Genomic DNA, 14047 nt, shown 5'->3' with positions numbered 1-14047 from the left:
ATGACGCCGGAGAGACACCCTCACCCCAACCCTCTCCCGCAAGCGGGAGAGGGGGCGCAGCTTCCTCGTGACGTACCGGTAAACTCATTCTCTCGCTTTTTATCGAATTTTCCGCGGCAAAACTGATCTGCCGACTTTACCGGATTCTCGCGTTTGTTCCCTAGCCTCTGTTCCCAGAGGAACTCGGCGTCCTGCCGGCACAAGCAGGATGGCCAGCCAAGAACTGGGGTCATCGGGATGAACGGCGCGACAACACTTCTGCAGGATCTGGACGACGCAATCGCACGCGGCACCGACGAAAGCCGGACCAAGGCGTTGTGGCATGCGACCGACATTCTGATCACCGGTCGCTACAGCGACGACGAGATCAGCACGTTCGGCGAAGTCATCGGCCGGCTCGCCGACGAGATCGAGGTCGCCGCACGGGTGCAGCTCTCCGAGGTGATGGCAGCCTGCGATCACGCTCCGCTCAATGTCGTTGCGCAACTCGCGATCGCCGACGAAATCGAGGTCGCCGGTCCCGTGCTGCGCGATTCCAATCGTATCGACGAGAAGCTGCTGGTCGAGAGCGCCATGACCAAGAGCCAGTCGCATCTGCTCGCGATCGCCCAGCGCAAGTCGATCGGCGAGGCCGTCACCGACGTGCTGGTCAAGCGCGGCGACCAGGAGGTCGTGACGTCGGTCGCCAAAAACGAGGGCGCGCGCTTTTCAGGTTCGGGTCTGCTCCACATGGTCCGCCGCGCCGAGGGTGACTCGATTCTCGCCGAGCAGCTTGGCCTGCGCAAGGACGTGCCGCGTCACATCTTCCAGCAACTGATCTCGAAGGCGTCGGAGGACGTCCGTCGCCGGCTCGAGCACGAGCGCCCGGAAATGATGGCGCAGATCCAGAGCTCGGTAAGCGACGTCACCGGCGATCTGCAGTCCAAGTTCGGCCCGTCCTCGCGCAGCTATTTCGTTGCCAAGCGCGTGGTGACGACGCAGTACCGGCAGGGCAACCTCAACCAGGACTCGATCTCGAACTATGCTCGCCAGCACCGGTCCGACGAGGTGCAGATCGGCCTGTCGCTGTTGTCGTCGCTGCCGGTCGACGTGATCGAGCGTGCGATGATGGACCGCAATCGCGAGATGATCCTGGTGCTGTGCAAGGCGCTCGACTTCTCCTGGGACACCACCATGTCGCTGCTGTTCCTCGGCGCCAAGGATCATCTGATCACGGCGCGCGAGCTCCACGACAACGAGCGCGATTTCGGCAAGCTCAAGATCGAGACCTCGCGCAGCGTCTTGAAGTTCTACCAATCGCGCAAGACCGGCACCGATCCCGTCACGGGTCGTCAGCCCGAGCTGCAGGTGCACTGAGCGGTACACCGAACAGGTACACCGAGCATCATCCGGGAATTGGCAGGGAGTATTTTCAATGTTGCCTCAATTCGGCACCGCAGTTCGCAAGAAGAACCTCAACAACGCCGCAGCCGGCGAGATCGGCGGCGGAGCAGCGGACCAGGCCTCGGTCGATGCGGCATGGCTCGTGCTGGAAGCCGCCAACGACCTCGGCGACCATGCCGCGATCGAGGCTTGCCGCCGCGTCATCGACGCCGAGCTGAACGGCACGGCGGCCGGCAGCGCGGATGTCGATCTCGTGCTCGGGTATTTCAGGTAAGACTCCGCGGGCGTCCGCTCCATCCGCGCGATAGCGGCTGTTTCCACACCGTCATTGCGAGCGCAGGGCACCGCCGTCGCTCCTTCAACGGCACATTAACGCGCCGACAGCCCCAGACCGGGCGGCCATCCCGCGAACACGCGCATCGCACGCAGCTGTGATCTCCGGAACCGGCCGACGCGGGTAACGACCGAAGCTCCCCTTCGTACAGCCTTCAGCGAGCGTAGTCTCGCAGAGCTGATGGATGTGAAACCGGGGAGACATGGTCGGATGAAAGAGTTCAACGTCGCTGAGGTCGGGGGCGGTTCCTATCGTCCTCTTGCCATTCTGCGCTGGGTCATGGTGATCATCTTCGTATCGTTTGGCATGCAGAAATTCACGCCGCAATCTGCGCAGGGCATCGCGCAGTTCATCAGCAACAGCCCGTTCATCTCCTGGCTGTCGGTGTTCGGCCTGAGGGGAGAGGCCTATGTCCTCGGTGTCGCTGAATTCGTGATTGCGGCGCTGCTCGCGGCAGGCAGCTTCAGCCCGGTTTCGTCCGCCCTCGGTTCATTCATGGGCATGGTGACCTTTGCGATCACCTGGTCGTTCTTCTTCACGACGCCCGGTGTGGTCAAATGGAGCCTTTCATCCGATCCGATGGCGTGGAATCTGACCGGCGAATTTCTGTTCAAGGACATCGTCCTGCTGTGCGTTTGCGCGGTGTTGTTTCTGGCCTCCCTGCCGCAATCGGTTGTCCGGCTGCGCACCGGGTGATCGTCAGGCCGTCTCTCACCGCCGGATCCGGTAGAGGACGCCGTTCTCGCCGTGACGGAACGTGGTTCGCTCGAGGAGATAGTTGGACTTCTCCAGAACTCGGCGCGATGCGCCATTGCCGACATAGACCAGGCCAATGAGGGACGGCAGCTCATGGTGTAACAGTCCAATATCGGTGAGTGCGGTCGCGGTCTCGCTTGCAAGGCCACGGCCCCAGAATTCGCGCTTGAACGCGTAGGCAATCTCGATCTCGTCGACATCGTCCACGAGGATATGCCTGATGCCCGCTCGCCCGGCGAATGCCCCGTCTTTCGTTCGCAGCACCCACAGACCGAAGCCATGCTGATCCCAATGCGCCATATTGGCGTCGAGATAGGTCTTCGTCTTCTCCGCCGAACGGACGCCGCCGAGATAGCGCGAAACCTCGGCATCGAGATGCAACGCGACGAGGTCGGCGAGATGATTTTCACGAAGCCTTTCGGCGCTGAGCCTCGCCGTTCTGAAATGTTCCATTGGGAACAGATAGCCGCTTCCGAGGTGGGGCGTCGAGTAACATTGACGCGGAATGACTTGGCTGGCAGTGCTTTTCACCGTTGCAAGGACGCGCTTTCAGTTGGGCGGCCGGCCCGGGGCGAATGTTCCCAAGCGGAGTGGCAATGGATTTCGAGCGCGACATAGCCAAGATCAGCGGGATCGCTGCGGTCTCGACCATCCTCGACGTGGTCAGCCGGACCACCGGCATGGGGTTTACGGCCGTTGCCCGCGTCACCGAGGACAGGTGGATCACATGTGCCTCGCGTGACGAACTTGCGTTCGGGCTGAAACCCGGTGACGAGCTCAAGGTCGAGACCACGATCTGCCATGAGATCCGGCAGAGCCGCGAGGCGGTCGTCATCGAGAATGTCAGCAAAGACGCCGGCTACTGCAAGCATCACACGCCTGCACAATATGGCTTCCAAAGCTACATCTCCGTGCCGATCATTCTGCCCGACGGTTCATTCTTCGGAACTCTTTGTGCGATCGATCCGAAGCCGCGCAAGCTTCGGACTCCCGAAGTCATCGGCATGTTCAAGCTTTTTGCCGAGCTGATCGCGTCTCATCTCGACGCGGCCGAGCGCGTCGAACTGATCGAGAACAGGCTCGCGCTGGAACAACGCAATGCGGAACTGCGCGAGCAGTTCATCGCCGTGCTCGGTCACGACCTCCGAAACCCTCTTGCCTCGATCCAGGGCGGCCTGCGGCTTCTGAACAAGAAGGTCGATGACGAGGGGAAGAACTGGATCAACCTCCTGCAGGGAAGCGTGGGCCGGATGGCGGGCCTGATCGACAATGTCATGGACTTCGCCCGCGCGCGGCTCGGCGCCGGGATGCAGCTCAAGTTGAAAGAACAGCCACTCGAGCCTGTCATCAGGCAAATCGTCGCGGAGTTCGAGAACGTGCACCCGGATCGCGTCATCGAAACGGTCGTCAACGTTCCGGGACCTGTGAGAATCGACGCCGACCGCATAGGTCAGATGCTGTCCAATCTTCTCGGCAACGCGATTTCCTATGGCGCCGCCGACAAGCCGATCAGGGTGCTGGCGCAGACGACCGGCGCTGGCTTTGATCTCAGCGTTGCCAACAAAGGCGCGCCAATTCCGGCTGATGCGATCCCGCGCCTTTTCACTGCGTTCGATCGCGGCGACGTTCTGCCGAACCAGAAAGGGCTTGGGCTCGGACTGTACATTGCCCAAGAGATCGCGCGCGCCCATGGCGGGTTGATCGTCGCGTCGTCGATGCGAGATGAAACGGTGTTCACCGCGACGTTTCCGGCGAGCCCGGCCCGCGGCTGAGAAGGCGTGCTACGCCGGCCTAGCTTGCCGTCACGAAGCGTCGCGCCAATTCTCCGACAATACCATCATGCGCCTGTTTTGCGCGACGGTGCAACCGGCGAACAGCTGATAGCGCTGATTGTGCGAGGCTCTTTCCGGATGCGGTCCGGCGATTTTCTTGCGGGCAAGGCATTGTGCCTCTTCAGAGAGAGAGCTGCACGAAAACGTCCAGAGGATGTGAATTGGTTCACACACACGTGGTCGCTCCGGATTTACGGTACGCCTAATTCCGCGTAGAGCGGCCCGTTCGAACTATCTCGCTCAAGAGGGAGTTCAGGCTATGGCTAGCATCGTGTTGGGAATTGTCATTTCCATTTTACTATCGACACAAGCCTCCGCAGATCAGGTCCGTGACGCCGCGTCCGACCTGGTTCCTTCGCTGGTGCGCTGGTCCATCACGTTGTTGGGCCTGGTGGTGGCAGGCCGGTTGGCCTGGCAGGCTTTTGGCCGCGCGGTCAACATTGCCGAAGTCCCGACTTTCCCGCGATACATGACGACCCGGCAGCAGTATCGATTGGGCGGGTTCATCTTTGTCGTATTCTCATGCGGCTTCTTCCTTCTTCTCATCCATGAGAACCGCGACGTCATTGCCCTGGCGCCGCTGGTTCCTGCATTTCCAGTAGCCTTCATAGAGGCTGCGAAAAGTCAGTCTGCTCCGTACCTGACCGTCGTCGCCGCAATGGGGATCGTGTATCTGTTCCTCCTGACGAAGGAGGCTCAATGGAACGTCCTGCTGATGGTGCGCGATGTGATCCAGAGCTGGATCAGCGTGCCTCAGCTCGCGAAGCAGATCATGGCGCAAATCCGCTTTTCGCTGCGTGTGCCGCAGGAGGTGCTCTCGAAAGTCATCGCGAATTCTCCAGATGTCGTCGATCAGGACTTCCGCAAGGATCCGAACACCCCGGATCGGATGTGGGCGGAAATCTGTTACATGAAATGGTGGCTGACGCAGGGACGCGACACCGGAGATGACGCCACCTTCTTCACCGAGGACAGCTTTGGTTTCGACAAGCTGATGGCAGACTTCCAGCAGGGGGCGCCGACGATGAGCCAGTGGAAGGCTGGGACGTTGACGGGCCTTGCTGCGCCCCAGGCCACGCAACTGATCAAGGACCTCTACAACCGATTTGCCAGGCTTGTCGCGTGTTACCTGATCTATCGCAACGGCTCCCGCATCGACCTGCGCAATGAGGCCAGCAAATTCGGCATCGAAATCGATGCGCCCATTCACGACAATCCGCTACGGTACTGGATCGTCTATATCATTGCCTTGATCTGCTCCGTTTATCTGGGCGTGACCATTTCGGCCGTGATTTATGACGTGCTGCAAGGCAGAGGCGTCGTCTGGGCGCAGGACCCCAATCGCTCGATTGCATGGGTCATGTATTCGCTTTGCAATTATGGATTGGCAATCGTCGTCGTTCTCTTGCTTCGATTTGCGATGTCATCTCTGGGAAGCGATTCAGATCAGTCCCACCTCACCACTTATTGCTGGAGCTTCCTGGTCGCGCTCGCCGTAGGGCCCGCTGGTCTGACGTTGGCCGTGCATAACTTTGGCGAGGGCAATTTGCGGGAAATGTCCCTTGCCAGCCTTTACTTTGCGATGTTGCGGTGGGGCCTCGGGCCGGCGCTCGTGACAGTCTATATTTCGTACTATCTCGACAGGCAGAGTTGCTCCGATCTGCCGGACATCGACAATTCGATGCGAACGGTCGCGTGGCGACTGTTCAATTGCTTCGGCTTTGCGGCAACCAATGTGTTGTTGCTTCTGCCCCAACTGCTGTCGCTGATGGCACAGGAGGGGGCAATCTGGGAAACCAATAAGCTGCGCTTCATTGCGGCTGGGACGACGTTCTGCCTGGCATTCGGCCTCGCATTGGCCGCGCAGTTCGCGCTCAAGAAGGAGCGGATTGGAACGGTGCTGGCGCATAAACCGGCTTGACGCCAGATATGGTCGGTCGTGGCGATGATGGCATCATGCTCCTGTTTTGCCCGACGGAGCAACTGGCGCAGCCCTGCGGCCGGACGATTTTCGCCCAAGTGTAAGTCATTGATTTCACAACACCCGTCTACTGTGCATGGGGTTGTTTTCGCAGTTTTTTGTTTGGGGCCTACCCCGCCCCGAACGCGACCGCGACATTGTAGGTCAGAAGGCTCGCGGCATAGGCCAGCACCAGCATGTAGAAGAAGGTGACGGCCATCCAGGTCCAGCTTCCGGTCTCGCGCCGGATCACGGCCAGCGTCGATGCGCATTGCGGGGCAAAGATGTACCAGGCAAGCATCGACAGCGCGGTCGCGAGCGACCATTTCGTCGCCAGCACCTGGCCGATCTGCTCGGCCGCTTCCTTGCCGCCTTCGATCGCATAGACGGTGCCGAGCGCCGCGACCGCGACCTCGCGCGCTGCCATGCCGGGGATCAGCGCGACCGCGATCTGCCAATTGAAGCCGACCGGCGCCAGCAGCGGCTCGAGCGCCTTGCCGATGATCGCAGCGAGGCTGAAATCGATCGCCGGTTCGGTGGCGCCTGCGGGCGGCTGCGGGAACGAGGCCAGGAACCAGATCAGCACCATCATCGAGAAGATCGTGGTGCCGGCGCGGTGCAGGAACATCTTGGCCCGCGTGTAGACGCCGATCGCGATCGATTTCAGCCGCGGCATCTTGTAGTCCGGCAGCTCCAGCATGAACGGCGCCGGCGCATAGTCGCGCAGCATGAAGAATTTGATGAGAAACGAGACCAGCAGCGCGCTGATGATGCCGGCAGCGTAGAGGCCGAACATCACGAGGCCCTGGAGGTTGATGAAGCCCCAGACGTCTTTGGCCGGAATGAAGGCGGAGATGATCAGCGTGTAGACGGGAATGCGCGCCGAGCAGGTCATCAGCGGCGCGATCAGGATCGTGGTCAGCCGGTCGCGCTTGTTGTCGATCACGCGCGTCGCCATGATGCCGGGGATGGCGCAGGCGAAGCTCGACAGCAGCGGAATGAAGGCGCGGCCGTGCAGGCCGGCGCCGCCCATGATGCGGTCCATCAGGAACGCGGCGCGCGCCATGTAGCCGAAATCTTCCAGCAGCAGGATAAACAGGAAGATGATGATGATCTGCGGCAGGAACACGACGACGCTGCCGACGCCTGAGATCACGCCGTTCTGAAGGAAGCTCTGCAGCAGGCCTGCGGGTAAGGTCGCGTGCACGAACTCGCCGAGGGAGTCGAAGCCGGAATTGAGCAACTCCATCAGCGGCTGCGCCCAGGCGAACACCGCCTGGAACATCACGAACAGGATCGCCGCGAGCACGATCAGCCCCCCGACGGGATGCAGCACGACCGCGTCGATCCGCGCCGTCCAGGTGTCGGGCCGGCTGGGCAGGCTGACGCAGTCGGCGATGATGCGGTCGGCTTCGCGCTGGGTGGCGCGCAAGTCGGCCACGCTGAGCGCCCGCCAATTGTTCTCTCCCGGCTCGGCGGCGAGCTTTGCCGAAATCTCGTCGGTCAGCGACAGCAGGTCGGCCGTGCCGCCCTTGCGCACCGCGATCGAGGTGACCACGGGCACGCCGAGCTCCTTGGCGAGCCGCTCGACGTCGACAGTGATGCCGCGGCGGGTCGCGATGTCGAACATGTTGAGCACGAGGATCATCGGCCGGCCGGTGCGCTTGAGCTCCAGCAGCAGGCGGATGGTCAGGCGCAGATTAGTCGAGTCCGCCACGCACAGCACGAGGTCGGGCACGATCTCGCCGGTGGCCTTGCCGAGCACGAAGTCCCGGGTGATCTCCTCGTCCGGGCTCCGTCCGCGCAGCGAATAGGTGCCCGGCAGGTCGACCACGGAGACCTGGCGTCCCAAGGGCGTGACGAAGAAGCCTTCCTTGCGCTCGACGGTGACGCCGGGATAGTTCGCGACCTTCTGCCGGCTGCCGGTCAGCGCATTGAACAGCGAGGTCTTGCCGCTGTTTGGCGTGCCGACCAGGGCGAGATGCAGCAGGGGTGCTTCCATGGAATTGGGGTCCGGTCGCTTCAGGCGACAATAATGGCCATGGCTTCGCGACGGCGGACCGCGATGGTGATGCTGTCGACCCGCACGGCGATCGGGTCGCGGCCGACCAACCCCTCGTGCAGGATCTCGACCCGCGCGCCCTCGACGAAGCCGAGCTCGATCAGCCGACTCTCGAGTTCGATGTCCGAGAGTGCCGAGCCTGCGTCCTTGGGGGAAAGGTGCTGGATGACGCCGGTATAGCCGCGCTGGGCCAGGCCCAGCGGCATCTGCGGACGCGTATCATGGATGTCGGTCATGCCCTGTATTTTCAACGCAGGGCATCGAGGTCAAGCGCGCTCGGTCGCTGAAACTGCACCTTAGAGTGATTTTAAAGTACCAGCTTCGTGACAGAAGCGATCGGCGCCAGGATCGGCATCAAGGATCGGCGCAAAGACGGCTACTGGGCCGGGACCTTTTCCGCCTGGATGGCGGCCATGGCGCGGCTCTTGAAGTAGTCGAGCACGAACAGGCGGATCGCCGAGGACAGATTGCCCTGCTGGCGGTTGCTGTCGATCTCGCCGACCAGCTCGGACAGCGTCATGTTGCGCAGGCCCGAGATCTCCTTCATGCCGTTCCAGAACGCCTCTTCCAGGCTGACACTGGTCTTGTGGCCGGCGACGACGATCGACCGTTTCACGACGGGCGACTTCATGGCTGCTCCTCGCAATCGATCCGGTGCTGGTCCAGGTGCGTCTTCGCCTGATCCGCGCGCGTCTCCTCCGCCGACCGCTCCGCCTTCGTGCGGCCGAACTTCGTTCGGTTGGCGTCCGCCTGCTTCGCCGTGGCTTCCCGCTCGGCGCGCTTCCGGAAACGATTCAGGTTGATGACGTTCGCCATGTCGCGTCTCCATCATCCGATCCTCCGTGGGCAGGATGAAACATTCAGAAACTGTGCGCCGAATTGCGCCCGATGAGACTTGATCGCCATTCGCTTGTCCTCGTCAATCGACCCTTGGGCCATCAAACGATGAATTCCGCCCCGTGGGGGCGGAGGGGCTACGTAACACGCAATCCCGCCGCGACATTGACGGTAATCAAATCCCGTCCTTTAAGCCCTACATTTAATGGAGCTAGGGGCTCCGTATCATTACGGATGGCTATCGGAATTCGGAATTTATCCCGGGCTGGTCATCTTCTCGGGGCGCACCAGGCGGTCGAATTCCTCGCTTGAGACGAAGCCAAGCCGCAGCGCCTCTTCCTTCAGGGTGGTGCCGTTGGCATGCGCCGTCTTGGCCACCTTGGCCGCGTTGTCGTAGCCGATCTTGGGGGCGAGCGCCGTCACCAGCATCAGCGAGCGCTGCATCAGTTCCTTGATGCGCTTCTCGTCGGCGCGGATGCCGCTGACGCAATGCTCGGTGAAGGAGCGCGCGGCGTCCGCCATCAGCCGGATCGAGTGCAGCATGTTGTAGGCCAGTACGGGCTTATAGACGTTGAGCTCGAAATGGCCCTGGCTGCCGGCGACCGTGATCGCGGTGTGATTGCCGAACACCTGGCAGCACACCATCGTCATCGCCTCGCACTGCGTCGGATTGACCTTGCCCGGCATGATCGAGGAGCCCGGCTCGTTCTCCGGCAGCATGAGTTCGCCGAGGCCCGAACGCGGACCCGATCCGAGCAGGCGGATGTCGTTGGCGATCTTGAACAGGCCTGTCGCGACCGAATTGATGGCGCCGTGCGCCGATACATAGGCGTCGTTCGAAGCCAGCGCCTCAAATTTGTTGGCCGCGCTGGTGAACGGCAGCTTGGTAATCCCGGCAACGTGCTTTGCGAACAGTTTTGCAAAGCGCGGCTTCGAATTGAGGCCGGTGCCGACGGCGGTGCCGCCCTGCGCCAGCGGATAGAGCTCCTTCACCGCGACCTTGAGCCGGGCGATGCCGCTTTCGACCTGTGCGGCATAGCCGGAAAATTCCTGGCCGAGCGTCAACGGCGTCGCGTCCTGGGTGTGGGTGCGGCCGATCTTGACGATCTTTGCGAACTCCTTCTCCTTCTTGCGCAGTGCACGCAGCAATTCGCCAAGGGCAGGGACCAGATCGGCGGTAATGCGGCTTGCCGCCGCGATATGCATCGCGGTCGGGAACGAGTCGTTCGACGACTGGCTCATGTTGACGTGATCGTTGGGATGCACCGGCTTCTTGGCGCCAAGCTCGCCGCCCAGGATCTCATTGGCGCGGTTGGCGATGACCTCGTTGAGATTCATGTTGCTCTGGGTGCCCGAGCCGGTCTGCCACACCACCAGCGGAAAATGATCGTCCAGCTTGCCCTCGATCACCTCGCGCGCAGCGCGGATGATGGCGTTGGCGCGGCGCTGGTCGAGCAAACCGAGCTCCTGGTTGGACTGCGCTGCGGCGAGCTTGACGATGCCGAGCGCATGCACGAGCGAGATCGGCATGCGATCGATGCCGATGCGAAAATTCTGGCGCGAGCGTTCGGTCTGCGCGCCCCAATAACGATCGGCGAGGACCTCGATCGGGCCGAAGCTGTCGGTCTCGGTGCGGGTCGCCGGGCGCGAGGAGCCGTCGGTCTTCGAGGGGGAAGTCTTCGAGAGGGAAGTTTTGGCCATGAGCACATCCATTCCGCCGCGCGAAATGCCGCGCGGCCTCATCATGTGCCTCTATATAGGGAGTTTGGCCGCCTGCGACGGGCGCCGACCCGATCTAGATCATTTCTTGCGGAAACGATCCAATCGCACGACTTCGGCGCCGCCCTGGTTCGGAGCCGCCGGCTCCTCAGTGCCTTCCGCAGGGTCAGTGGCAGGGGCCACCGCGACCGCGGACGGGGCGGGAGCGGCCGGCAAGGTCTCGGCCGAGACGTCGGCGACATCGGAGGTGTCGAACTGGAGGCCGAATTTCACGGACGGATCAAGGAAGCTCTTGATGGCGCTGAACGGCACGATCAGCCGCTCCGGAATGCCGCCGAAAGACAGGCCGACCTCGAAGCGGTCCTCGAGCACGGTCAAATCCCAGAACTGGTGCTGCAGGATGATCGTCATCTCTTCTGGATATTGGGCCAGCAGCCGCGACGACAGCTTCACGCCCTCCGCCTTCGACACGAAGGTGATGAAGAAATGATGCTCGCCGGGTAGTCCCTGGGACGCGGCGTCGGTCAGCACCTTGCGCAACACGCCGCGCAGCGCGTCGCGGGCCAGCACATCGTATCGGATATGATCGGTCGCCATGGTGGTCCTGTTGCATTCCAGGAGCTGGGCCCTGCCGGCCCGACTCGCCAAGTCGCAATAGTACCGCGCCTGACGGGTCAGCAGGAGTCCCCGCGGGGTAGGAAATAAGAGGTAAGTGGAGGCTTCTGTTGCCAGGTGCCTCCGAACCCCGCCTAACGGAGCTTAACCCGTTAGGACTTCAGAATGGTCTTTCAAACTGCGTTACGCAGCCTGAGCAACCGGAGCAAAGTTGTCGTTGGCAACTATTGCATAGCCCGATAACGGCGGAACAATACCGGGAAAAAGAACGCCCTTTACGCCCTCGTCGATCCTATTTCGCCCCCGCCAAAGCCCGCTTTCAGGGCCAGCCCGCTGGTGGGCTTTGGTGGAGGCGCCGGGTACCGCCCCCGGGTCCGAATGGTTTATTGCGACGACCGTTTATTTCCATAGCCGGCGAACCGGCACTCCCAATATAGGGGGCAAACGTTTCAAATAACAGGTGTTTCGAGCGATCATTCCGAGGTTCCCTCTGGATAGGTTCCCGGCAGGCTTGGCCGCCTGCCGGCCGGCGTTCTAAGCTCCTGACATGTCCGAGGATTCCGCACCGGTCGCGCAACAACCAGTTCAAGAGCCGGACGGTCCAGCCACCAGCGCCGTTCCGCCGGGCTTGCTCGCGCTGTTCCTCGCCTTCGCCAGGATGTCGCTGGCGGGCTTCGGAGGGGTTTTGGTATTCGCCCGGCAGGCCATCGTCGAGCAGCACCGCTGGATGACGGCGGACGAGTTCAACGAGACTTTTGCGCTCTGCCATTTCCTGCCCGGGCCCAACATCGTCAATCTCTCGATGGTGTTCGGCGCGCGGCTGCGCGGGATCGCCGGCGGCATTGCCGCCTTTGCAGGGCTGTTGCTGCCGCCCACGCTGATCATGACGGTGCTCGCGATCATCTACGCCCGGTTCGGCGATGTGGACGTGCTGCGCCGCATCCTCGCGGGCATTTCCTGTGCGGCCGTCGGCCTCTTGATCGCGGTGGTCTTCCGGATGATGACGCCGCTGCTCAAGCGGCTGGACGCCTTGGCGCTCATCCTGATGCTGGGCGTGTTCCTCGCCATCGGCGTCCTTCGCCTGCCGCTCCAGGCCGTGCTTTTGGTCGCGATCCCCGTCAGCGTCGGCGCCACTTTCCTGATGCGGCGGAAGGTAGCAGCATGAACGCGGAGAACCCGATCTGGGGGCTGATCTCGACCTTCGGTCTGATGTCGCTGTTCGCGGTCGGCGGTGCCGCGGCGGCGGTGCCCGAGATGCACCGCATCGCGGTCGATGTGCATCACTGGATGACCGACAAGCAGTTCGCCGATGCCTATGCGATCGCGCAGCTCTCACCAGGTCCGAATGTGCTTATCGTCACGTTGATCGGCTATGCTGTCGCCGGCATCCCCGGCGCCCTGGCGGCGACTTTGGCCATGTGCCTGCCCACCGCGTTGCTTGCCTATTATGTCAGCCGGCTCCTCAACCGGCCGAACCAATCGCGCTGGCCCGGGCTGATCCAGGCTGCACTGGTTCCGCTCTCGATCGGCCTGATGGCGGCGAGCGCCCTGATCCTCGCCGAGTCGACCGATCGTACGCTTGCTGCGCTAATTCTGACCGCGACGGTTGCAGTGGTCGCATCCGTCTCGCGCATCAATCCACTATGGATTTTGCTCGTCGGGGGCTTGTTGGGTTTTGCTGGCATTGTGTAATGAAAATGGCTAGGCAGGGATCCGGGCGGGGGCATCGATTTCCAGCCGATTAGAACAACAGTGCTCGTGGCTTACGGGTCGCGGAGGAGACATGCATGGCCGATACGATGGGCCACTCGGCGACAGCCAACCGAAACACCTCGGTGGTGATCAGCTTTTGTCTGCTGGCCATAGCGCCGCAGATTTTCGAATTCATCTGGTCGTTCGGGACGATCTTTGGCTGGGGCGCTGGACGCGGGCCGGCCGCCGTCGTCATCAGCCACGCGACTGCGCTGCTCGCGGGGGCGCCCGGCGCGTTGCTCGGGGCGGTCGGCGGTGACACCAAGAAGGCGTCATCCGATGTGCTGCTGGCGCTGATCTATTCCTATCCGATCTTTGCGGTGGCGATTCTCACGTTCTTCATGACGATCAGGTCCGCGCAGGACTATGTCGGCGGAATCGTGCTGATGGCGCTCGCCTTGTTCGCACTGTGGGCCTCTAGCGATTTGCAGGGGATGCGGGGCTTCTCCTTTGGCGCCGGCACGGCGCCGCGGATGTTTGGCGGGCTCCTCGTCGCACTTGGCGCCGGCATCGCGTTGACGGGGCTGCTGACCGACGGGCCCAGCATGGCGCACTATGCCTGGCGTGGGCCGCTCTTCGTGATGTTCTCGATCGTCTTCTTCGCGCTGGCGATTCGTCCGCTTGGGGTGGTGGTAACGGCGTTCGCAAGCTTCATGATCGCGGCGATGGGTACGCATGAGACACGCTGGGTCGAAGCGCTCATTGTCGGCGCCTGCCTGACGCTCGGCTGCGCGCTGCTCTTCCCCTACGTGCTAGGCCTGCCGATGCCGATGTTCCCGCGCTTCCTGGTTCAGTGA

The 14047-nt window shown here is 62.2% G+C and carries 15 protein-coding genes and 1 other RNA gene; 8 read left to right on the top strand and 8 right to left on the bottom strand.

The features are described from left to right. Nucleotides 1-237: 237 nt before the first annotated feature. From AC0L23_RS15585 to AC0L23_RS15575, 3 genes are all read left to right on the top strand, one after another. Nucleotides 238-1356: a DUF2336 domain-containing protein gene (locus tag AC0L23_RS15585; RefSeq protein ID WP_085385113.1), complete on the top strand. Its 1119-nt coding sequence runs from the start codon at nucleotides 238-240 to the stop codon at nucleotides 1354-1356. A gap of 58 nt (nucleotides 1357-1414) precedes the next feature. After that, nucleotides 1415-1657 carry a hypothetical protein gene (locus AC0L23_RS15580; RefSeq protein WP_018454319.1) on the top strand — a complete coding sequence of 81 codons (243 nt, stop codon included), beginning with the start codon at nucleotides 1415-1417 and terminating at the stop codon, nucleotides 1655-1657. 270 nt (nucleotides 1658-1927) lie between these two features. Then, on the top strand, nucleotides 1928-2413 hold the full coding sequence (locus AC0L23_RS15575) for a YkgB family protein (RefSeq protein WP_085360657.1): 486 nt from the start codon (nucleotides 1928-1930) through the stop codon (nucleotides 2411-2413). 15 nt (nucleotides 2414-2428) lie between these two features. Here the strand turns inward: AC0L23_RS15575 and AC0L23_RS15570 are convergent, their stop codons facing one another. Next, entirely contained in the window at nucleotides 2429-2926 is a 498-nt protein-coding gene (locus tag AC0L23_RS15570; protein ID WP_018454321.1) for a GNAT family N-acetyltransferase, read from the bottom strand. A gap of 143 nt (nucleotides 2927-3069) precedes the next feature. On the opposite strand from AC0L23_RS15570, the gene AC0L23_RS15565 reads away from it, so the two are divergent. Further along, entirely contained in the window at nucleotides 3070-4245 is a 1176-nt protein-coding gene (locus AC0L23_RS15565; RefSeq protein WP_018454322.1) for a GAF domain-containing sensor histidine kinase, read from the top strand. A 319-nt stretch (nucleotides 4246-4564) separates the two neighbouring features. Continuing rightward, a complete protein-coding gene (locus AC0L23_RS15560) occupies nucleotides 4565-6226 on the top strand; it encodes a hypothetical protein (RefSeq protein ID WP_085385114.1) in 1662 nt (553 codons plus the stop codon). A gap of 169 nt (nucleotides 6227-6395) precedes the next feature. Here AC0L23_RS15560 and feoB read toward each other — a convergent pair whose 3' ends face one another. The 7 genes from feoB to ssrA form a co-directional block, all read right to left on the bottom strand. Further along, nucleotides 6396-8267, bottom strand: a complete 1872-nt coding sequence (feoB, locus tag AC0L23_RS15555; RefSeq protein ID WP_085385115.1) for a ferrous iron transporter B — start codon at nucleotides 8265-8267, stop codon at nucleotides 6396-6398. A gap of 20 nt (nucleotides 8268-8287) precedes the next feature. Further along, on the bottom strand, nucleotides 8288-8563 hold the full coding sequence (locus AC0L23_RS15550) for a FeoA family protein (protein WP_018454325.1): 276 nt from the start codon (nucleotides 8561-8563) through the stop codon (nucleotides 8288-8290). A 140-nt stretch (nucleotides 8564-8703) separates the two neighbouring features. Continuing rightward, nucleotides 8704-8958 carry a ribbon-helix-helix domain-containing protein gene (locus tag AC0L23_RS15545; RefSeq protein ID WP_018454326.1) on the bottom strand — a complete coding sequence of 85 codons (255 nt, stop codon included), beginning with the start codon at nucleotides 8956-8958 and terminating at the stop codon, nucleotides 8704-8706. Further along, entirely contained in the window at nucleotides 8955-9143 is a 189-nt protein-coding gene (locus AC0L23_RS15540; RefSeq protein WP_018454327.1) for a DUF4169 family protein, read from the bottom strand. The genes AC0L23_RS15545 and AC0L23_RS15540 overlap by 4 nt, the downstream gene beginning before the upstream one ends. A gap of 276 nt (nucleotides 9144-9419) precedes the next feature. Further along, complete coding sequence (gene fumC / locus AC0L23_RS15535; RefSeq protein WP_244561280.1) at nucleotides 9420-10865, bottom strand: class II fumarate hydratase; 1446 nt, start codon at nucleotides 10863-10865, stop codon at nucleotides 9420-9422. A 99-nt stretch (nucleotides 10866-10964) separates the two neighbouring features. After that, nucleotides 10965-11480: an SspB family protein gene (locus AC0L23_RS15530; RefSeq protein ID WP_018454329.1), complete on the bottom strand. Its 516-nt coding sequence runs from the start codon at nucleotides 11478-11480 to the stop codon at nucleotides 10965-10967. Between the two features lie 114 nt (nucleotides 11481-11594). Then, nucleotides 11595-11961: a transfer-messenger RNA gene (gene ssrA / locus AC0L23_RS15525) on the bottom strand. Between the two features lie 84 nt (nucleotides 11962-12045). Between ssrA and AC0L23_RS15520 the strand changes: the two genes are divergently transcribed. The 3 genes from AC0L23_RS15520 to AC0L23_RS15510 all read left to right on the top strand — a co-directional run bounded on the left by AC0L23_RS15520 (nucleotide 12046) and on the right by AC0L23_RS15510 (nucleotide 14047). After that, the gene (locus tag AC0L23_RS15520; RefSeq protein ID WP_018454330.1) at nucleotides 12046-12663 is read left to right on the top strand and encodes a chromate transporter; all 618 of its coding nucleotides are present in this window, start codon (nucleotides 12046-12048) and stop codon (nucleotides 12661-12663) included. Further along, nucleotides 12660-13190, top strand: coding sequence for a chromate transporter (locus AC0L23_RS15515; protein ID WP_085385116.1), 531 nt, complete (start codon nucleotides 12660-12662; stop codon nucleotides 13188-13190). The genes AC0L23_RS15520 and AC0L23_RS15515 overlap by 4 nt, the downstream gene beginning before the upstream one ends. Before the next feature lie 95 nt (nucleotides 13191-13285). Beyond that, nucleotides 13286-14047, top strand: coding sequence for a tripartite tricarboxylate transporter TctB family protein (locus AC0L23_RS15510; RefSeq protein WP_018454332.1), 762 nt, complete (start codon nucleotides 13286-13288; stop codon nucleotides 14045-14047).

It is taken from the genome of Bradyrhizobium sp. MI1.4, assembly GCF_055811315.1.
Note: the sequence above shows the minus strand (reverse complement) of the source record. Positions and strands in the feature narration are given on the sequence as shown.